This window comes from Nocardia sp. MDA0666 (assembly GCF_003023875.1).
Classification (GTDB): Bacteria; Actinomycetota; Actinomycetes; order Mycobacteriales; family Mycobacteriaceae; genus Nocardia; species Nocardia aobensis.
This window is the reverse complement of record NZ_PYHT01000045.1, coordinates 1-21,719: the sequence shown is the minus strand read 5'-3', so window position 1 is coordinate 21,719 and position 21,719 is coordinate 1. Positions and strand designations below refer to the sequence as shown.

12 protein-coding genes and 1 pseudogene are annotated in these 21,719 nt (G+C 69.3%); 5 read left to right on the top strand and 8 right to left on the bottom strand.

The annotated features are described in order from the left end of the window. The 3 genes from C8258_RS31925 to C8258_RS31915 form a co-directional block, all read right to left on the bottom strand. A partial coding sequence (locus C8258_RS31925; RefSeq protein ID WP_106958311.1) for an amino acid adenylation domain-containing protein occupies positions 1 to 6,560 on the bottom strand: 6,560 nt, incomplete at its 3' end. 220 nt (positions 6,561 to 6,780) lie between these two features. Further along, positions 6,781 to 7,758, bottom strand: coding sequence for a LuxR C-terminal-related transcriptional regulator (locus C8258_RS31920; protein WP_106958307.1), 978 nt, complete (start codon positions 7,756 to 7,758; stop codon positions 6,781 to 6,783). 53 nt (positions 7,759 to 7,811) lie between these two features. Continuing rightward, entirely contained in the window at positions 7,812 to 8,684 is an 873-nt protein-coding gene (locus C8258_RS31915; RefSeq protein ID WP_233225474.1) for a M23 family metallopeptidase, read from the bottom strand. Between the two features lie 201 nt (positions 8,685 to 8,885). On the opposite strand from C8258_RS31915, the gene C8258_RS31910 reads away from it, so the two are divergent. Together C8258_RS31910 and C8258_RS31905 are read left to right on the top strand one after the other, a co-directional pair. Then, positions 8,886 to 9,929 (top strand): nitronate monooxygenase, encoded by a 1,044-nt coding sequence (locus C8258_RS31910; protein ID WP_199195925.1) that lies wholly within the window; start codon positions 8,886 to 8,888, stop codon positions 9,927 to 9,929. A 57-nt stretch (positions 9,930 to 9,986) separates the two neighbouring features. Then, on the top strand, positions 9,987 to 10,379 hold the full coding sequence (locus C8258_RS31905) for an SCO5389 family protein (RefSeq protein ID WP_030513337.1): 393 nt from the start codon (positions 9,987 to 9,989) through the stop codon (positions 10,377 to 10,379). A gap of 45 nt (positions 10,380 to 10,424) precedes the next feature. Here C8258_RS31905 and C8258_RS31900 read toward each other — a convergent pair whose 3' ends face one another. From C8258_RS31900 to C8258_RS31890, 3 genes are all read right to left on the bottom strand, one after another. Further along, positions 10,425 to 12,059 carry an acyl-CoA synthetase gene (locus tag C8258_RS31900; RefSeq protein ID WP_106958306.1) on the bottom strand — a complete coding sequence of 545 codons (1,635 nt, stop codon included), beginning with the start codon at positions 12,057 to 12,059 and terminating at the stop codon, positions 10,425 to 10,427. A 255-nt stretch (positions 12,060 to 12,314) separates the two neighbouring features. Beyond that, entirely contained in the window at positions 12,315 to 12,800 is a 486-nt protein-coding gene (locus tag C8258_RS31895) for a PaaI family thioesterase (RefSeq protein ID WP_106958305.1), read from the bottom strand. Positions 12,801 to 12,970: 170 nt separating this feature from the next. Then, positions 12,971 to 14,605, bottom strand: a complete 1,635-nt coding sequence (locus tag C8258_RS31890) for a long-chain fatty acid--CoA ligase (RefSeq protein ID WP_106958308.1) — start codon at positions 14,603 to 14,605, stop codon at positions 12,971 to 12,973. 457 nt (positions 14,606 to 15,062) lie between these two features. Between C8258_RS31890 and C8258_RS31885 the strand changes: the two genes are divergently transcribed. After that, entirely contained in the window at positions 15,063 to 16,529 is a 1,467-nt protein-coding gene (locus C8258_RS31885; protein ID WP_106958304.1) for an NAD(P)/FAD-dependent oxidoreductase, read from the top strand. A 16-nt stretch (positions 16,530 to 16,545) separates the two neighbouring features. Here C8258_RS31885 and C8258_RS31880 read toward each other — a convergent pair whose 3' ends face one another. Then, a complete protein-coding gene (locus tag C8258_RS31880; RefSeq protein WP_106958303.1) occupies positions 16,546 to 18,783 on the bottom strand; it encodes a M20/M25/M40 family metallo-hydrolase in 2,238 nt (745 codons plus the stop codon). Between the two features lie 107 nt (positions 18,784 to 18,890). On the opposite strand from C8258_RS31880, the pseudogene C8258_RS31875 reads away from it, so the two are divergent. Then, positions 18,891 to 19,826 (top strand): annotated as a pseudogene (locus C8258_RS31875) (TIGR03564 family F420-dependent LLM class oxidoreductase). On the opposite strand, the gene C8258_RS31870 reads toward C8258_RS31875, so the two are convergent. Next, a complete protein-coding gene (locus tag C8258_RS31870) occupies positions 19,827 to 20,681 on the bottom strand; it encodes a universal stress protein (protein WP_106958302.1) in 855 nt (284 codons plus the stop codon). It lies immediately after the preceding pseudogene. 135 nt (positions 20,682 to 20,816) lie between these two features. Here C8258_RS31870 and C8258_RS31865 point away from each other — a divergent pair. Further along, positions 20,817 to 21,719 (top strand): hypothetical protein (locus C8258_RS31865; RefSeq protein WP_106958301.1); only part of this gene is annotated, 903 nt, incomplete at its 3' end.

Below are 21,719 nucleotides of genomic sequence, written 5' to 3'. Positions count from 1 at the left end.
GACCCCACCACCGCACGCCGGAAACCATCCAACAACAACCCAGCAGACACCGGATACGCAGTCTCATTCCGACCACGCACCACACCAGCCAACTCACCCGCCGACAACACATCCACATCACCAACGGCGACATGGGGATCGGCGACAACCGCACTCAACAACCGCACGAAACGATCCGCGAATCCGGCAACCGTCGACTCGTCGAACAGATCCGTCGCATAGGTGAAGACGGCCGGCTGTTCGCGATCACCGTCGACGGGCGAAATCGTCAGTTGCAGATCGAATTTCGCGACGGCGCCGTCGAAGTCGACCTCCTCGACGGCCAGTCCGGGCAGTTCCAGCCGGGCGGTATCGACGTTCTGGAAGAACAGCGCCACCTGGAACAGCGGATGGTGCGACGGTGCCCGGACCGGATCCAGGACCTCGACCAACCGCTCGAAGGGCAGTTCGGCGTGCGAGAACGCGGCCAGATCCGACTCGCGGACCCGGTCCAGCAGATCGACGAAACTCGTGCCGGGTTCGACCTCGGTGCGCAGCACCAGGGTGTTGACGAACATGCCGACGAGATCGTCGAGCTCACGTTCGCCACGCCCGGCCACCGGAGCGCCCAGGGTGACATCCGTGCTGCCCGACAGTCGCGACAGCAATGCCGCGAAGGCCGCGTGCACCACCATGAACTCCGACGCGTTGCGGGCGCGGGCGATCTCCGACACGGCGCGATGCGTCTGCGCCGGGATCGCGAACGTATACACCCCGCCGACGCCCGAGGGCGTCTGCGGACGCGGCCGGTCCGCGGGCAGGTCGATCCGTTCCGGCGCGTCGGCCAGCGCCGCGCGCCAGAACGCCAGCTGCTGCGCGGCCGGCGACTCGGGATCGTTCTCGTCGCCGAGCAACTCCCGCTGCCACAGCGCGTAGTCCGCGTATTGCACCGGCAGCGGGGCCCACGCGGGCGCCGCACCCGAGGTGCGCGCCAGGTAGGCGGTCATGAGGTCCCGGACCAGCGGCGCCACCGATGCGCCGTCCGCCGCGATGTGGTGCGTCACCACGACCACCACGTGCACGTCGGGGGCCGACGTCAGCACCGCCATCCGCAACGGCACCTCGGCCGCGACGTCGAATCCGCGCAGCGCGAAGCGGGAGATCCAGTCCACGACAGCGCTTTCGCCGACCTCGACGACCGGCAGATCCGGCACCGTGGACGAGGGCAGCACGTTCTGATGTCCCACGCCGTCCACGGCCGGGTAGACGGTCCGCAACACCTCGTGCCGGGCGACCACGTCACCCACGGCCGATCGCAGCGCCGTCAGGTCCAGCTCACCCGTCAACCGGACGGCGAAGGGAATGTTGTTGGCCGGGGAGGCGGTGTCGAACTGGTTGAGGAACCACATCCGCTGCTGTGCCAGCGACAGCGGCACCAGCTCCGGGCGCGGCCCCGCCACCAGCGCGGGACGTTGTGCGGGCGCGACGGCTGCTTCGGCGCGAATCGCCAACTGCTCCACCGACGGCGCCTCGAACAGGTCGCGGACCGCGACCGCCGCGCCCAGCGCGGCGTTCACCCGCGCGACGACCCGGGTGGCGACCAGTGAGTTTCCGCCCAGGGCGAAGAAGTCGTCGTCGCGGCCGACCCGCTCGGCGCCGAGCACATCGGCGAACACGCGGGCGATCGCTTCCTCGACCGGTGTGACGGGTGCACGGAACTCGCGCTCCCCCAGCACCTTCGGCTCGGGCAGCGCACGCCGGTCCAGTTTGCCGTTCGGAGTCAGGGGCAGCGACTCCAGCACCATGACCACGTCGGGAACCATGTAGCCGGTGAGGAATTCGCCCACCGCCGAGCGCACCGCAGCGGGGTCGGCGACCTGCCCGGCCTCCGGGACGACGTAACCCACCAGCCGGTCACCGAGGTCGTGATCGGAGTGGACCACCGCCACGGCCTGGCTGATGCCGGGGCAGCGCAACAGCGCGGCCTCGACCTCACCCAGCTCGATACGGAAACCGCGCAGCTGCACCTGCTGATCGCTGCGTCCGGCATATTCCAGGGCGGCCTCACCGTCGAAACCGGCCCAGCGGCCGATATCGCCCGAACGGTACATGCGCGTACCGGGCGCCCCGAACGGATTCGCCACGAACCGAGTCGCGGTCAGACCCGGGCGGCCCAGGTATCCGCGCGACAGCTGGCGGCCCGCGATGTACATCTCACCCGCGACACCGACGGGAGCCGGATGCAGGCGTTCGTCGAGGACGTAGGCTTCCAGGCCCGGCAGCGCCTGCCCGATCACGCTGGCCGGATGATCGGCCAGACCCTCGTCGAGCGCCAGGAACGACACGTGCACCGTGGTTTCGGTGATGCCGTACATGTTCACCAGTCGCGGCGCGGACGAACCGTGCCGCTCGTACCAGCGGCCGAGCTGGCGCAGATCCAATGCCTCGCCACCGAAGACGATGTAGCGCAGGGCGAACTTGCCCGCACTCGCCACCGCGGTATCCCCGCCGTTGTGATGCTGCGCGGCGCGATCGGCCTCGGCCAGCTGGTAGAAGGCCGACGGCGTCTGATTCAGCACCGTGACCTGTTCGCGAATCAGCAACTCGCGGAACGCTTCCGGCGAACGCGAGGTCAGGTGATCGACCACGACCACCGCACCACCGGTGGCCAGCGAACACCACAACTCCCACACCGAGAAGTCGAAGGCGAAGGAGTGGAACAGCGTCCACACATCGGTCTCGTCGAAGTCGAACAGCAGCTGCGTGTTCGCGAACAACTCCAGCACGTTGCGATGAGTGACGCCCACGCCCTTGGGCACACCGGTGGAACCCGAGGTGTAGATGACGTAGGCCAGATCGGCCGGGCGCAGCGCACGCACGCGTTCGCCGTCGGTGATCGGGGCGTCGGCGAAGTTCCCGGTCTCTTCCAGCAGAACCGTCGCCAGGTCCGCGGCGGGCAGTTCCGGCCGCACGGCGGCCGTGGTGAGCACACAGGCCGGCTCGGCATCCGACAGCATGAATTCCAGCCGCTGCGCGGGGTAGCCGGTGTCGATCGGCAGGTAGGCCGCGCCCGACAGCAGAACACCCAGCAGCGCGACGGGCAGTTCCTCGGTGCGCGGAACCGCCACCGCTACCAGGGATTCCGGGCCCACGCCCTGAGCGATGAGCGCGCGCGCCACACGATTGGCGCGCCGCAGCAGCTCCCCGAAGGGGACGGTGGTGTCGCCGAACCGGATGGCCACCGCGCCCGCGCGCCGCTGCGCCTGCGCCTCGATCAGATCCACCAGCGTCACCGGCGGGACCAGCGCTCCGGGTGAATTCCATTCGTGCAGAACCAGTTCCCGCTCACCGGGGGCAAGAACATCGACGTCGCCGACGACCGCGGCCGCATCGGCCGCGACAGCGCTCACGATGCGCAGGAAACGATCCGCGAAGTCCTGCACCGTCGCTTCGTCGAACAGATCCGTCGCGTAGCTGAACGACGCCGAGATGCCTTGCGGCACACCGTGTTCGTCGACACGCTCGGCCATGGCGAGCTGCAGGTCGAATTTGGCCGAATCGATCGCCAGATCGACTCCCGAGACCGCGAGGCCGGGCAGTTCCAGTGCGGTGCGGGCCAGGTTCTGGAACGTCAGCATGACCTGGAACAGCGGATGCCGGCCGGTCGAACGTGCCGGGTCGAGAATCTCCACCAACCGCTCGAACGGCACATCGGCGTGGCCGAACGCGGCGACGTCGGTGCCGCGCACGTCGGCGAGCACCTGTTCGAAACTGCGCGCCGGATCGATCTCGGTCCGCAGCACCAAGGTGTTGACGAACATGCCGATCAACTCGTCGAGCGCCTCGTCGCCGCGGCCCGCGATCGGAGTGCCGATCGCGATGTCGCGCGTGCCGGACAAGCGGGCCAGCAGGACCGCCAGGGCGGCGTGCACGACCATGAAGAGCGTGGCCTGATGCTCGTGGGCGAGGCGGTTCAGCGCCGCGTGCACCGCCGGGTCGATCTCGAAGTCGTAGGTGCCGCCGCGATAGGACGCGACCGCCGGGCGCGGGCGGTCGGCCGGGAGCTCCAATTGCTCGGGCAGCGCGGCGAGTTCGCGGCGCCAGAAGTCGATCTGCGCGGCGAGCACCGAGTCGGGATCGTCCTCACTGCCCAGCGTTTCCCGTTGCCACAGTGCGTAATCGGCGTACTGGACCGCGAGCGGCGACCATTCGGGGTGACCGCCGCGCGCCCGGTCGAGGTAGGCGGTCATCAGATCGCGGGTCAGCGGGCCCATCGAGAAGCCGTCGCCGGCGATGTGGTGGATCACGCACACCAGCACGTGTTCGGTCTCGCCCAGCCGCAGCACGCGCAGGCGCACCGGCGGCGCGGTCGTCACATCGAAGCCGCCGGAGACGGTCTCGGCGACCAGGGTGGCCACCTCGTCCTCGGCCGCCTCGACCAGCGGGATCTGCGGTACCGCACGGGAATCCGAGAGCGGCAGCACCTGCTGGTAGCCCTCGCCGTCGAGTTCGGGATAGACGGTGCGCAGCACCTCGTGGCGTTCCACCAGATCCCGCACCGCGGACCGCAACGCGTCCACGTCGAGACGTCCGCTCAGCCGCACCGCGACCGGAATGTTGTTGACGGCCCCGGCGGGGTCGAAGCGGTTGAGGAACCACATGCGCTGCTGCGCGTAGGACAGCGGGATGCGTTCGGGACGGGTCATCGGCCGCAGCCGCTCCCCGGTTCCGGTTCCGGCGTGGCGTTCCACCTGTTCGGCGAGCGCGGCCACGGTCGAGGCCTCGAACAGCAGCTGCACCGGTACGCGGACGCCCAGCGCCGAGCCGATCCGGGCCGCCGCCTGGGCGGCCAGCAGCGAATTGCCGCCGAGTTCGAAGAAGTCGTCGTCGGCGCCGACCCGGCCGGGATTGTCCCCCTCGCCGGGGACCAGCAGGGCCGCGAACACCTCGGCGACGATCTCTTCCACCGGGGTGGCGGGAGCACGGAATTCGCGGGCCGCGAAGGTCGGTTCCGGCAGCCGGGCGCGGTCTAGTTTGCCCACCGGGGTCAGCGGAATCTCGTCCAGCGCCATGATCGCCGCGGGAATCATGTACGCGGGCAACGATTCCGCCAGGAAATCGTCCAGGCTCGCGATATCGAGCGCGGCCCCGGAACTCGGCAGCACATACGACACCAGCGCCGTCGCGCCCGAGGGCAGCGTGCGGCCGATGGTGGCGGCGAAATCGATATCCGGATGGGCGGTCAGGGCGTTGTCGATCTCGCCCAGCTCGATGCGGAAGCCGCGGATCTTGACCTGGAAGTCGGAGCGGCCCAGATATTCGATGGTGCCGTCGGATTCGTTGCGGCGCACCAGGTCGCCGGTGCGATACAGCCGTCCGCCGGGCCGGCCGGCCTCCGCGCCGAACGGACTGGCGACGAATCGCTCGGCGGTCAGGCCCGGCCGATTCAGATAGCCCTGCGCCAGCGCCGGGCCGGCCAGATAGAGCTCTCCGACCACGCCCGCGGGCACGGGGCGAAGCCGCGAATCGAGAACGTAGGCCCCGATGCCGGAGATCGCCGTACCGATCGTGATCGGCTGTTCGGCAGCCATTTCCGCGGTGGAGGTGGCGAGAATCGTCGCCTCGGTCGGGCCGTAGCCGTTGTAGAAGCGGCGGCCGTCGCGCGCCCATCGCCCGACCAGCTCGGGACCGAACTTGTCACCCGCGACCACCACGACCTCGAGGTCGGGCAGATCGGCCGGGTCCACCGACTCCAAGGCGCCCGGCGTGATCAGCATGTGCGAAACGCGTTCGCGCCGCAGCAGATCCGCCAGCTCGAAACCACCGAACACGTCCGGCGGCGAGACGACCAGGGTCGCCCCCGACGAGAAGGCCAGCAGCAGTTCCAGCACCGAGACGTCGAAGTTGGGCGAGCAGACGTGGAGTACCCGGGCGCCCTCGGTCACGCCGTAGTGCTCACGCTCGGCCGCGACCAGTCCGCCGAGGCCGGCGTGCGTCACCACGACGCCCTTCGGGCGGCCGGTGGAACCGGACGTGTAGATCACGTAGGCCGGATGCGCTTCGGTGAGCGGGCGCACGCGGTCGGTGTAGGAGATCGGGTGCGCCGGATGCGAGGCGATCCGCTCGGAGACAACCGGATCGTCGAGTTCGAGCCAGTACACGCCGCTGCCGAGAGCACCGCGATACGCGCCCGTGGTCAAGCCGAGGACGGCGCCGGAATCATCGACGATATGCGCGATGCGGTCGGGCGGATAGGCCGGGTCGACCGGCACATAGGCGGCACCCGCCTTGGCGATCGCCCACACCGCCAGCACCGATTCGATCGAGCGCGCGATGCCGATGGCCACCACGTCGCCCGCGCCGATACCGCGCGCGATGAGTTCCCGGGCCAGGCGTGAGGACGCCTCGTCCAACTCTCGATAGGTCAGCTGCCGCGCGTCGGCAGGCTCACCGGTCGGATCGAACCGGATCGCTACCGCGTCCGCGGCGGATTCCACCGCAGCGGTCAGCAGCTGACCGAAAAGCGGGCTGCCCGACCGGCGGCGACGACCTCCACGAGCGGAACGGCGGGCAGTATCCATTCGAGTGTCTTCACCTCTCGCGTCCAGCAGGTCCGCACGGTCCAACACCCCCTCGCGCGGTCCGAGCAATCATATAAGGATGGCTGAGCCCCCGGGTTACGGCCGATCTACGGCCGCAACCCGCCGGTTCTCCTAGGTCTCATCGCTGCCAGGGTGCCTCGGTGTTGCACCCCGCGTCGACCTCCGTGACTCTAGTCACAGCCGCACCAGCGGCCGCATGTCACAGCCAGCCGCGGCGGATCGCCTGCACGCCGGCCTGGAACCGGGTACTGGCACCCAGGCGTTCCAGCAGGCTGGCGGTCCGCCGCACCACCGTGCGCCGGGACATGCCCAGCCGCCGGGCGATGGTGTCGTCCGTCGCGCCCAGGCCCATCAGGGTCAGGATGGCCCGGTCGCGTTCGTCCAGCGGCTGGTCGGGATTCACCGAGATCGGCGCGGCCAGCGACCACAACACCTCGAAGGTGTGCACGATCGCGTCCAGCGTCGGGCAGGCCGCGATGCGCAGGCCCATCGGATCGCCGCGGCGTTCGTCGTGATGCAGCATCAGCGCCGCGCGATCGTCGTCGGCGATGATCACCTTGAACGGCGGATCGGGCAGGGTGCGTGCCTGCGCTCCGGCGGTGTTGGCCTGCAGCGCGAAGCGCAGCCGATCGGGATCCTGATAGATGGTGTCCTGATACAGCGTCTGATAGCGCACGCCCGCCGACATCCGCGCCGAGCGCAGGTCGAACAGCCGCGCGGCGCGCTCTCCCTCGCACAGATACGGGCCCCGGTCGATCATCCGGATCCGGCTGCGCGCGGCCCGCTGCAGGTCCTCGAATTCGGCGACCACCTCGCGGGTCTCGTACATCGGCACGACCGTGCCGTCGCCGCGCGTGGTGCGCCGCACGGAGCGGAACGTCTCGCCGAGCCTGGCCGCGGCCTCGTGCATACGCGCGGTTTCGGCCTGGCGGCGGCGGGATTCGGCTTCCGACAGGGCCTCGGGGGCGTGGGCGTCCCAGCGGACGGTGTCGTCGATCTCGAAGCGGACCACGGCCTGCATCTCGCAGAGTGTGTCCAGCGCGGCCGCGACGGCCTCGCGGGAGCACTCCAGATATTGCGCCAGTTCCGACAGGCTGGAGCGCGGATGCTGCACCAGAGCCGTATAGGTGCGGCCGTGCAAGGAGCCGGAATCGAACAACTCGTACAAACCAGTCAATGCATCAACCCCCCGCGGCCGGCCGAGCCGGGCGGCCGACGACAGCGCGGGCGCTATTCGCCCGCCCCCCACGACTGCTGGGACAGGACGACGCCCTTGCTCGCCAGATAGGGAGCCGGATCGATCTTGACGTCGCTGGGATCCCAGATCTCCAGATGCAGGTGCGGGCCGGTGGAGTTGCCGCGGTTGCCGACGGTGGCGATCACGTCGCCGGCGTTCACCCGCTGACCCACGTGGGTCAGGATGTCGTTGACGTGGCCGTACACCGCGGTGGTGCCGTCGTCCTGCTTCACCCGGACCCACAGCCCGAAGCCCGAGGCGGGACCGGCGTCGATCACCGTGCCGCTCTCCACCGAATGAATAGGAGTGCCGATCGAATCGGCGAAGTCGACACCGTAATGCATGGCGCCCCACCGGGATCCGAAGCCGGAACTCACGACTCCGGCCACCGGCCGCACGGCCTGGGCCGGCGCGAGCTGCTGCTGAATACCCTTCAGCACCTCTTCGGCGTGCGAGAGCGGGCCGGCGACCTCGGGCGGCAGATTCTGCAGGCCGAACGGGGCGGGCGCGGGCGCCGCCACCGGCTGGGCCTGCGGCGCGGCCGGAGTCTCGGCGGCGACCGGAGCGGCGGCGGGTGCGGCCTGCTCGGCCTCGTGCGCGGGTTCGGAGGCCGACTTCAGCGCGACGGGTTCGGGAGTGTCGTTGTGGCCACCGGGCAACAGGGGCGCGGCGTGCGCGAACTGGGTGGCGGTGCTGATCAGCGCGCCGGTCGCGACCGCGGCGCTGGCGGCGAGCTTCATCCGGTCGCCGGTGCGCGGCTGGGCGCGATGGCGAGTGGGACGCTCGGCCGCGCCGCTAGCGGCGGAGATGTCACCGAGCAGGTCCTGAACGGATACGGAACTGGATGTCTCACGGTGCTGCGGCAAGGCTCGTCCTAGCGTCGATCAACTCGGTGGCGACGCCGGTCGAAACCTGACATTCGGTAACGATTCGGCATCTGTTGTGACGGAAACTGTACTCCGTCGTGACCTTTTCGCAACCTCCGTGACGGAATTCGCAGGTGGAAGGCTGATCTTGGTGCCGCGGGCACCGTTACCGAGGTCCGGGGCCGGGTTCAGACTGAGGGGGTGATCCTCGACAACGTGCGCACCCCGATCGTGCTGGCACCGATGGCCGGCGGCCCGTCCACCCCGGAACTCGCCGCCGCTGTCGGCAACGCGGGCGGCCTGGGATTCCTCGCCGCCGGCTATCTGAGCGCCACCGATACCGCCGCGCGCATCGCGGCGCTGCGCGAGCTGACCGAGACCCCCTTCGGGGTGAATCTGTTCGTTCCGGGCACGCCCACACCGCCGGAACACTTCGCGGCCTACCTCGACCGGCTGGGCCGCCGTTTCCCGCTCGGCGAAGCGCGGTTCGACGCCGACGCCTGGGACGAGAAGCTCGATCTGCTCACCGCCGAGCCGGTCGCGGTGGTCTCGTGCACCTTCGGCTGCCCGTCGGAAGCCGAGATCGAGCGCCTGCATCGCGCCGGAACCGAGGTGTGGGTCACGGTGACCTCGGTGCCCGAGGCGCGGGTCGCCGCCGAGACGGGCGCGGATGTCCTCGTCGCCCAGGGCGCGGAGGGCGGCGGACATCGCGGCGGTTTCGCCGACCGGCCCGAGGAGGACGGCGCCGATCCCCTCACCACCCTCGCGCTGGTGCAGCTGGTGCGCGCCGCGGTCGACACGCCCGTGGTCGCGGCGGGCGGCATCGCCACCGGCGCCGGTATCGCCGGGGTCCTGGCCGCCGGCGCCGCGGCCGCACAGCTGGGCACGGCCTTCCTCCGCTGCCCGGAGGCGGGCACCTCGGCACTGCATCGCGATGCGCTCGCGATCGAGACGCCCACCATGCTGACCCGCGCCTTCAGCGGCCGCCGGGCCCGTGGCCTGCGCAATCAATTCATGCTCGACAATCCCGACGCGCCTGCGGCCTACCCCGAAATCCATTACGCCACCGGACCGTTGCGCGCGCAGGCCCGCGGCGCCGACAACCCCGACGCGGTGAACCTGTGGGCCGGGCAGGCGCACACCCTCGCCGACGCCGTTCCGGCCGCCGACCTGGTGCGCACGCTCACGGAGGAAACGAAAGCCGCTCTGCAATCGGCACTTTCGCGGGCATTCGGGTCTTGTTGACAACGTTTGTCGTTTAGACTCGTGGGACATCACCCGCCATCCCACGAGGAGAGCGTCATGTCATTGGATGTCCCAGCCGCACTGCTCGAACGCGCCGAAAGCGGTCCGGTCAGCGACGAGGAATTCGTCGAATGCGTTCGCACCTCACTGCCCTACGCCTACGAGGTCGTCAGCCGGGTGGCAGCCGACTTGCGTTCCGGCACCGCGGAATTCGCGGACAATCAGGTTCCCCCGCCGGACGAGACGGCCCGCGGCCAACTGCTGCGCGCGATGGCGTCGGATTCGATTCGCGGCAGCCTGGAGCGGCATTTCGGCATCAAGCTCGCCTTCCAGAACTGCCATCGGGTGGCGGCCTTCCCGCTGTCGGCCGTCGGCGGCGACACCTACTCCACCTTCATCTCCACCCGCGCTCAACTGCTCAATCAGAGCCCGGAACTGCGTAACTGCTGAGCCGTACGGTTCCGGCGCCGGAGGTGTCCGGCGCCGGGACCGGCGTTACGCTCCGGCGCCCTCGCCCCATTCCCGCAGCCGCCGTTTGAGGACCTTGCCGGTGGGGTTGCGCGGCAGTTCGTCGATGAACACCACCTCGCGAGGCACCTTGTAGCGCGCGAGGTTGGCCTTCACATGCGCTTTGATCTCCTCCGCGCCGAGGGTTTCGGTGGTGCGGACGACGAAAGCGACCAGCCGGGCGCCGTATTCGTCGTCGGGGACGCCGATGACCGCGGCCTCGCGCACCTCCGGATGCGCGTCGAGCAGTTCCTCGACCTCGGCCGGGAACACGTTCTCCCCGCCGGAGACGATCATGTCGTCGTCGCGGCCGTCGATGAAAAGCCTTCCGGCCGAATCGAAATGGCCGAGATCGCCGGTGGACATCAGGCCGCGGATCCGCTCCTTACCGCCGCCACCGGTATATCCGTCGAAGGGGATCGCGTTGCGGACGAAGATCCGCCCGGTCGTCCCGGGCGGTACGGGCTCGCCCTGCTCGTCGAGGATCTCGACCACCGCGCCCGCCACCGGTGACCCCACACATCCCGGCTCCTCCGCCAAGTCCTCCGGCGTCGCGATGGTGGCGTAGGCGACCTCGGTGGATCCGTACAGGTTGTAGACGACCGGCCCGAACGCGGCGGTCACCCGCCGGCACAGCTCGGCGCCCAGCTGCGATCCGGCGACGAAGACAATGCGCAGCGCCGACAGATCCCGATCGCGCACCGCCTGCGGACCCGATTCGACCATGCGCGCGAGCATCACCGGCACCACGATCAGCGCGGTCGCACCGTGCTCGGCCATACTGTCGATCACCCGCTGCGGATCGAATCGCCGCCGGATCACCAGTGTCGAGCCGAAGCCGATGGCCAGCAACGACATTGCGAAGCCGAGGGTGTGGAACAGCGGTGCCGGACATTCGGTCACCTCGCGGGTCCGGAACGGCACCTTGCTGAGAATCGCGCCCAGCGGTTCCAGTGAACGCGGCTCCGACCGCGGCGCGCCCTTGGGCGTGCCGGTGGTGCCGCTGGTCAACAGGATGATCTTGGCGCCGGAACGCGAGATCGGCGGCGTGGCGGGCGAGCCCGCGGTGATCAGCGACTCCAGGCTGGAGGTGTGCCCGGTCTCCGACCACGCCCGATAGGCCCCGCGCCGAGGGCTCAGATCGCCGAGGATGGATTCGTACTCCTCGTCGTACACCAGCAGGTCGGCGCCCTCGCGGGCCGCCACATCCCGCAGTTGCGGCCCGGCGAAATCGGTGTTCAACAAGATGATCCGGGCCCCGCACTTGGCCGCGGCGAAGACCGCGTCGAGCAGGCCGCGATGGTTGCGGGCCAGAATCGCCACACCCTCGCCGGTACGCAGTCCGCGTTTGCGCCATTCGTTGGCCAGCCGGTTGGAGCGATCCTCGAGTTCTCGATAGCTCAGCGTGCCGAGTTCGTCGATCACCGCTGCCCGATCGCCGTAGCGGGCGGCGGCCAGCCGCAGCAGCGCGGGCAGCGCACCGTGCCGGAGCAGCGCGTCGCCCGCGGAGAGCAAGGTCAACGGCGAGTCGATTCCGACCACGCCACTGCCCACCGCGAGCCGCAGATATTCCAACTCGGCCCACGCCCGCGCGATCACAGTGCGTAACAGATTCACCGTCATGCTCGAATCCCCCTGCCGCGCCGACTGTCTCGCATCGGATGGCGGTGCACGCCCATTACGCCGGACCTCTCTGTCCCCGCCCGGTGGAGCGGGGTCCGCGAGGAGGCAACGGCTGCGTGGCCACGCGGGCTCCCCTGTCGGGCGCTACAACACCGCCCTTTCGACGGTACGCGCCCTCACCGTAACCCCGGGGCCCACTATCGGTCGACCGGCAGCGTGCGATATCGGCCGACCGCCGGCCTGCGGCCCGAGTCGCTACTTTCCGTGCGCGCGCAACTGGTACAGCCCGCGAGTCTCGGCGACGACCACGCCGTCGGCGTCGGTCACGGTGGCCTCGAGGGTGAAGTCGGCCTTGCCGTTGGCCTCGGCGTCGGCGATCACCCGGGCGATCTCCTCCTCCGAGAGCGAAGCCTGGGCCCGCACATCGGTTTTCGCCGGCTTGCGGAAGAAGATCTGCAGATCCTTCACCAGCGGGTAGTACTTGGCGCTGTCGAAGGTGGCGATCGGAATGGCGCCGCCGAGAATTTCCGCGACGGTGAACAGCACGCCGGCGTACATGACGCCGAAGTGGTTGCCGTTGCCCTCGATCGGGACGGTGGTGGCGGCGAATCCGGGCCGCACCTCGAGTGCCTGCACACCCATCTTGTGCGCGATCGGGATGGTGAACTCCAGCGCGCCGTTCACCACATCCGCGAAGGCGGGGGTGTCATCGTTCGTCTCGGCGCTGCTCGTCTCGGTCATCGCCAACCCTTTCTGCACGTGATCGGACGCCCACCGGACGCCGGTGCTCAGCCTACGACACCTTGTTGACATAGCGCCAACAGATCCCTCCGCCCGACCGGCGCCGGTGTCCGCGACCCGTTCACACCGCGGCCGCGACCGGATGTTCCGGCCGCGGCTGCGGTAGTTGCTCACAGCGTCGTGACGCTCAATTCGCCGTCGGCATACCGAGCCCGCAACCGCTTCTTGTCGAATTTGCCGACGCTGGTCTTGGGCACCTCGTCGATGAAGGTCCAGTGCTCGGGCAACTGCCACTTGGCGAACTTGTCCGCCAGGAAATCGCGCAATTCGGCCGGTTCGGCGGTCGAGCCCTCCTTGAGGACGATGGCGACCAGCGGCCGCTCGTCCCACTTCTCGTCCGGCACCCCGATCACCGAGGCCTCCGCGACGGCCGGATGACCCATGATCGCGTTCTCCAGATCGACCGAGGAGATCCATTCGCCGCCGGACTTGATGACATCCTTGGATCGGTCGACCAGCGTGAGGTAGCCGTTGGGCGTGATCTTGCCGACGTCACCGGTGCGCAGCCAGCCGTCGTCGAACTTGTCCGGGTCGACGGACGCGCCCTCGGGTGAGTAATAGGCCCCCGCGATCCACGGGCCGCGCACCTCGAGTTCACCGACGGCCTCGCCGTCGTTGGGCAGCACCGAGCCGTCGTCGCCGACCAGGCGCGCCTGGACGAGAGCCGGGAACCGTCCCTGCGTGTAGCGGTACTCCCATTCGTCCTCGCCCGTCACGCCCTTGGGCGGATGCGCGACGCTGCCCAGCGGGGAGGTCTCGGTCATCCCCCAGGCGTGCAGCAGCCGCACGCCGTGCTTCTCCTGGAAGGCCCGCATCATCGCCGGCGGCAGCGCGGACCCGCCGACGACCACCTCGCGCAGATGCGTGATGTCCTGCGGCTTCGCCTCCAACTGCGCGAGCACGCCACCCCAGATGGTCGGCACCGCCGCGGCGAAGGTCGGCCGCACCGCGGCCATCATCTCCAGCAGCGGCGCCGGTTGCAGGAAGCGGTCGGGCATCAGCACACTCGCCCCCGACAGCATCGCGGCGTACGGCAGGCCCCAGGCGTTGGCGTGGAACAGCGGCACGATGGCCAGCACGGTGTCGGAGGAGGTGAATCCCATACTCGCGTTGGTCAGCACCTGCATGGCGTGCAGCACATTGGACCGGTGCGAATACACCACGCCCTTGGGGTCGCCGGTGGTGCCGGAGGTGTAGCACATCCCGGCCGCGGAGCGTTCGTCGACGATCGGGAAGTCGTAGGTATCGGGTTGTCCCGCAAGCAGTTCCGTGTAGGAGTGCACCTGCACGCCCTCGGGCGCGGTCAGATCCGCGGCGTTGCCGTTGGCCACGATCACGTGGCGGACGGTCTTCAGCGTCGGCAGATAGTTGGCGAACATCGGCAGCAGCGAGCCGTCGACGATCACCACCCGATCCTCGGCGTGATTGGCCACGTAGGTGACCTGCTCGGGGAACAGCCGCAGGTTCAGCGCGTGCAGCACGGCGCCCATCGCGGGCACGGCGGCGTAGGCGACCATATGTTCGTTGTTGTTCCACATGAACGTGGCGACCCGATCGCCCACATCGATCCCCAGCCCCCGCAACGCGTTGGCCAGCCGCGCCGATTCCGCACCCAATTCCCGATAGGTCATGGTGCGCACCCCGTCGCCCGTCCACGTCGACACCGTGGCATCGCCGTGGAACGTGGACGCATATCGCAGCAGGGTGGCCAGCGACAGTTGATCGTCCTGCATCGTGCTCAACATCAGTAACCGCACTCCTTCACCGGTGAACGACGTCACACCTGCCGCGAGGATAGCCGAAACCGGACGTAGCGGTTACGAGCCCGACCGGATGGTCCATTTTTCCGCGACACGCGGCGTGAACAGCGCAGGTATGGGATGAATCGGCTGCACGTGGCGAACCCCTGATCGCCACGTGCAGCCGCCCCTGCCGTCCGGGTGCACCCGGGTGCGGCAGATCCGTCCCGAAGGGCCGCGGACGCGCGACGACACCCCCTGCAGCGCCGTCGAAGCGCCAAATGCCCACCGGGACAGGCTTTTTGAAGAGGAACTGGTATAGATAGTAAATTCGACGGCCCAGAACTGTCCAGCGGAGTCGCCTGTCCGGTCCAGCGGCGGCAGCCCCGGGCGTGGCCGGAAATATTGATTCGTTGGCCGCTGATCTCTCGGAAACGGCCGCCGCGGGCTCTACTCTTCGACTATGACTGCCACGCCATCCATCGTGATCATCGGCGCCGGATTCGCCGGCCTCGGCATGGCGCTGGAATTGCAGCGCGCCGGTATCGACAATTTCACCATCGTCGAGAAGGCCGGCGATCTGGGCGGCGTCTGGCGGGAGAACACCTATCCGGGCGCGGCCTGCGATGTGCCCTCCCCGCTGTACTCGTGGTCGTTCGAACCCAAATCCGACTGGCCGCGCCGCTTTTCCCAGCAGCGCGACATCCACGCGTATATGCGCGCGGTCGCCGAGAAGCACGATCTGCCGCGCAAGATCCGCTTCGGCATCGAGGTCACCGATGCGGAATTCGATGCCGCGCGCGGCGTCTGGCAGGTTCGCACCGCCGACGGCGAGACCCTCACCGCCGACGTCCTGATTCCGGCGGTGGGCCAGCTCTCACGTCCGGCGATGCCGAACATCCCCGGCATCGACACCTTCACCGGTCCCGCCTTCCACTCCGCCGAATGGGACCACGACGTCGATCTCACCGGTAAGCGGGTGGCGTGCATCGGCACCGGAGCCAGTGCGATCCAATACATTCCGGCCATTCAGCCGACCGTCGGACATCTCACCCTGTTCCAGCGCTCCGCGGCCTGGGTGCTGCCGAAATTCGATACCGAATACACCGGCCTGCATCACGCGCTGTTCAGATACTTTCCGCCGAGCCGGTGGGCCGAACGCTTCGCCATCTGGACCTTCTTCGAGGTCATGGCGCTGGCCCTGACCGACGTGCCGTGGATCAAACATCCAGTGATCGCGATCGCCGACCGCCATCGCGCCAATGCCGTGCCCGACGAGGAATTGCGCGCCAAGCTCACTCCGGATTACGCCGCCGGATGTAAACGCGGCCTGTTCTCCAACGAGTACTTCCCGGCGCTCGCCCAGCCCAATGTCAGTGTGGAGACCACCGCCATCGAGGCGGTGACGGCGAACGGGATCCGCACCGCCGATGGCGTCGAGCATCCGGTGGACGTGATCATCTACGGCACCGGATTCAAGGGCACCGAATTCCTCGCGCCGATGCACATCTACGGTCTCGGCGGCCGCAAACTGTCCGACGAATGGGCGCCGGAGGGAGCGCGGGCATTTCTGGGTATGTCGGTGCCGGGCTTCCCGAATCTGTTCATGATGTACGGGCCCAATACCAATGTGGGCTCCGGCTCCATCATCTACATGCTGGAATCACAGGCCCGCTACATCCGGCAGGTGGTCGAGTATCTGTCCGCCGAACCCGGCCATTTCCTCGCCGCGCAGCCCGCCGCCGAACAGTCCTGGGACGACTGGTTGCGCAAGCGGCTGGCCGATACGCCGTGGAACTTCTGCTCCAGCTGGTACCGCAACGCCTCCGGCCGCATCACCAACAACTGGCCCGGCGCCACCCTGCTGTACCGATGGAAGACACGGCGTTTCGACCCGGCCGACTACGCCGAGGGCGTGGCCGGATCCTGATTCACCACCGCGGTGTTCACAACCGGATGGTGGTGAACACCGCGACCGCGCTGTCCTGCCGGTAGTAGATGTCCGCCGGTGCGTCGGCGAAATGCGCATCGGGGAGCCAGCTGTAGTCGACGGCCCGGAGGGTGAGCGGCCCGGCCGGCGCCGTGAGTTCGACCTCGACCCCCGCGGCGGGCGGCGCGTAGAACCGGACCCCCGCGGCCGGCACCGGTGTGATGTCCCGCCCCGCGACCGTCAGTGAGCGGACCTGCCCGGAATACCGCAGCGCGACGGAGGTGGCCCCGCGCGTGGACCGCAACCGCAGTCGCACGGTGCGCAGATCCGCCTCGGTGCGATCGGAGAGAATATCGGCCGCCGGACCGGGGAGGTCGTGCGCCGGGGCGGCGCCGACGGCCGCCGCGTCGGTCCACAACTGCGCGAATGCTCCGTGCGGAGAACCGGATTCGACGAATTTTCGCGTCCACCGGTCCGGCGCCGCGGTGGAAATCCACTGCGCCTCGCGGCTGTTCGCATCCAGCGCATAGGACAGTTGCGACATCAGCGGGTGCCGTGCGTCGAACCGGTCGATCATCGTCCCGGCCGCCGCGAGCGCCACCGTGAGGACCACCGCCGCGACGGGGACCAGGACGCCGCGGCGGCTCGGCCACGCATGGGTCAGGGTGAGCGTGAACAACCCGCCGAGAACCAGCACCACGGGCGCGGTGAGATAGGCGGCGGCGGCGATTCCGGTCTGCAATGCCGCGTATGCGGTGCCACCGGCGAATACCGCCGCCGGGACGAGGAACAGGGTGAGCACCGGCAACCGCAGGCGGTCGGGCACCGTGAAGGTCAGCACGACGCCGGCGACGGCGGCGAGCGCCGGGATCACCACCATCACACCGGCCGCGGGCGACAGGGCCGTGACCACCGCACCGATCGCCGTCACCGCGCACAACACACCCACGGCGGTCGCGGAGGGCCCGAACAGCCGCCGCGACAGGGCGTACCAGGCGGCCAGGACGGCCACACATGCCATCACCACGGCCGCGCCGTAGAACTGCGGCCGGTACGGATCGACGAACAGCGCGCGGTACTCCGGGCGGATCGCCGTAATCGCCGTCCACAACACGTAGACGACGCCCATCCCGATCGGAACCGCCACCAGCGCGGTCGCCGCCGCGCCCAGAGTCCGGCCGATCGTGGCCTCACCGGTCCGCCGGATCCGCCCCACCACCCAGGCCACGAGCAGCACCGAGGCCACCGCGGCCACGACCACCACCCACAGCGGCAGTACCACCAGCGCACCGAACGGCAGCGGGAAATACGCGCGATCCGGCTGATCGGCCGCGGCCCGCAGATCCCGCGCCGCGAATTCGCGCGCCGCGGCGGTGGTGTTGTCACCGAATTGCTGCACGGTGGCGAGGTCGACATGGTCCGGATCGTCGAACGGGTTGTGGTAGTAGGCATTCCGACCGGCGAAGGCCCAGTCGAGCACCCGGAAGCCGTGCGGATCGAGCGCCGCGAAATCGGTGGTGCTCCCGGTCTGATCACCGGCCAGGGTCGTGGACAGCGAATCGGTGTTCGGATGCGGAACCCCGGTGACCACGCTGATCAGCCCGGCATCGGGATGACTGAGCCGCCACAGCATCGGCGGACCGCCGGCGCCGCGTGCCTCGTGATTGATCACCACACCGCCGCGCGGATCGGCGCCGCCGGAGTTCGCGAAAGCCTCGGCGCCGAGCAGGCCCACCTCTTCGGCGTCGGTGAGCAGCACCACGAGATCGTTGCGCGGCTGCAGTCCGCTCGCCCGCAGCGCGCGCACCGTCTCCAGAACGGTCGCGACGCCGGCCCCGTCGTCGTTCGCACCGGGGCCGGGCGGCACCGAATCATAATGCGCGACAAGATAGATCGTGCCGGTCGCGGAGCGGCCGGGCCAGCGTGCGACGATATTTCCGGTCTCCCCCAGCACCGCTACCGCCCGATGCGGATCCACCGGATACCTGCCCACCCCGTAGCGAACATCGGTGTCCAGTCCCAGCTCCCGCAGCCGTCCCACCAGATGGTCGCGCACCCGGTCGTGTTCGGCGGTGCCGACGGGATGGGGCCGCGAGGCGATCTCCCGGATCGTCGCCAGCGCGCGCTCGGCACTGAACTCCCCGGCCGGGGTCGCGACGTCGCGATATCCGTGCGGTTGTTGCTCCCAGGCCGTCGCGATCGCGATCAGGACCAGGACAGCGAAGGCCAGCACACCCGATACTCGACGCCCCATCGTGCGATGGTAACGGCGGCGACGCGCAAATGGCCGCCACGGCAACGGTTTCGATCCGTCCGAGCACAACGGTGGGATCGGCCGATGCGCGGATTAGCCTCGGTCCGATGAGCCTTCCAGTTCCGATCGGGGTGTCGGTGTGGCCGCGACCCGACGCGGCCAACGACGTCGACGAGGTCCTCCGACTCGCCACCGCGGCGCAGCACACCGGGGTGCGCTCGGTGTGATTCGGGCAGAAATTCGATCTCGATGCGCTGACCCTCGCGGCGGTCGTCGGACTCGCCGTGCCGGAGATCGGGGTGGGCACCTCCGTGGTGCCGATCAATCCGCGTCATCCGCTGGTCGTGGCGTCGCAGGCCCAGACCGCACAGGCCGCGTCGGGTGGCCGCTTCCGCCTGGGAATCGGATTGGGCGCTCCGCCACTGGAATCGGCGGCCTTCGGCATCCGGGAGGACAAGCCGGTGCGGCGGCTGCGCGAATATCTGATCGCGCTGCGCCAGGCCATCGAGGACGGCACCGTCGATGTCCAGGGCGAGCGGGTCTACGCCCGCCCGCCGATCCCGACGACGGTGCACGGCGGCGGCGATATCCCACTGCTCGTGGCCGCCATGGGCCCGCTGGCGCTGCGGGCCACGGGTGAGGCCGCCGACGGCGTGCTGCCGTTCCTCGCCGGGCCGCGCACGCTGGAATCACATATCGTGCCCACGCTGCAGCGGGCTCGCCCGGCGAATCCGGTGCGGCCGCTGCAGGTGGTCGCCGGTGTGGTCGCGGTGGTGACCGATCGCGCCGACGAGGTGCGCGAGACCGCGGCGCAAGCGCTCGGGTTCTACGAGCAATTCGATTCCTACCGCGCGGTTCTCGACCGCGAGGGGGCCGCGCACGCGGTCGATGTGGCGCTGATCGGCGACGAGGAGCACGTCGCCCGCGGCCTGCGGGCATATGTCGACGCCGGCGCCACCGAACTGCAGATCCACCAGACCGACCTCGCCGGCGAGGACGATCAGCTGCGCACCTGGAAGTTGCTGGCCGAACTCACCGCCTGATCATTCGGTGCGGGGCCGGGCGATGACGATCGGGCATTCGACGCTGTGCATCAGCGCTTGACTGGTGGAACCCAGCGTCATCCCGGGAAATCCGCCCTTGCCGTGGCTGCCCACCACGACGAGTTGTGCGGCGGCGGATTCGTCGAGGATGCGCCGCACCGGCCGATCCTCGACGACGACCCGCCGCACCGAAATCGGTTCGTCCGGATCCTCGTGCGCGGCCAAGGCGGCGTCGAGGAGCCGGTTGCCCTCCTCTTCCAGGGCCGCCGGAGAGGGGTAGTCGCCGAACCGCTGCCAGGTGTGCACCACCACCAGATCGGTCCGGCGCCGCCGCGCCTCGTCGACGGCGATCGCGAGAGCCTGTGCGCTGCACGGGGAATCGTCGTATCCGACGAGCACCGGCCGTTCGGAACCGAGCAGCGGATCCGCCGGCACCACGGCGACCGTGCCGCGAGCGTGCCGTACCAGCGCGGTGCTGACCGAGCCGAGCAGGCTGCGCTGATATGCGCCGAGCCCGCGGGCGCCGACCACCACCAGGCGGGCCTCGTCGGCCTGGGACAGCAACGCGGGAATGATCGGCGCATCGATGACGGCGGTGTCGATATCGACTTTCGGGGCGATATCGGCCGCCACCCGAGCGGCCTGCGCGACGGCACGCTGCGCCTGCTCGCGCGAGCGCTCGTGGTAGGCGCGCACGCCCTCGTCCGCGGCACGGTCCTGCGGAACCGGCGGCACCGCCGAGATCACCTCCAGCGGAACCCGGTGCAGCGCCGCATCATTCGCGGCCCAGCGCGCGGCCCGCAGCGCGTCGTCGGAACTGTCGACTCCCACCACCACGGGCGCCTTCGAGGCCATGCGTCCCACCTTCCGAGCGGTTCACGAGCGTTCCAGGGCGAAGACACCCCACCCTACCGGCCGCGCTGGTGACAACTGCGATACTGGCAATACTCTGGCGAATGCACCCGACGAAATATCGCTCTGGGAGGCATCATGCAGCACGTTCCCGACCGCTCGACCATCGTCGCGGCCCTGCAGCTGGCCGCCCGCGCCCCGTCCGTGCACAACACCCAGCCCTGGCGCTGGGATTTCGACGGGACCCGCCTGCACCTGTTCAGCGATTCCACCCGGCAACTGAAGGTGGCCGATCCGAGCGGGCGGCAGGAGGTGATCAGCTGCGGCGCCAATCTGCACCACGCCCGGATCGCCTTCGCCGAGCAGGGGCATCCGATCACGGTGTCCTACGTTCCCGAGGAAGGGCTGCACGATCTGCTGGCCGTCGCCGAATTCGAGCCGCCGCGCGCGCCGTCGGACCGGGAACGGGCCCTCGCCGCCGCGATCCGCGCGCGTCGCACCGACCGGCTCCCGATGTCGGCGCCCGACCGCCCGGAGCTGGTGCAGCAGCTGCGCGAGGTAGCCGAGATCGACGGTGTGCGGTTGAACGCGGTCGACGATTCGGTGCGTCCACGACTCGCCGCCGCCTCCGAGCAGACCGCCGCCATGCAGCAGTTCGACACCCCGTACCAGAACGAATTACGGTGGTGGACAGGTAATTTCGATGTCCCCGAAGGGATCCCGCCCTCCGCTCTGCCCACCGCGCGCGAGGCCGCACTGATCGACGTCGGCCGCGATTTCCCGATCCCGCCCGGAAGTCCGCACCGCACCGGCGAACCCGATCACGCCACCCTGGTGGTGCTCAGCACCGCCGAGAACACCCCGCACGAATGGCTGGCGACCGGCGAGACCCTGTCCACCGCCCTGCTGTCCGCCACAGCCGCCGGACTCGCGACCTGCCCCCTCACCCACATCACCGAAATCCCGGCCGCCGTCCGCGCGATCAGCAGCCTCCTCCCCGACCCCGATCGCATACCCCAGGTACTCATCCTGTCTCTTATA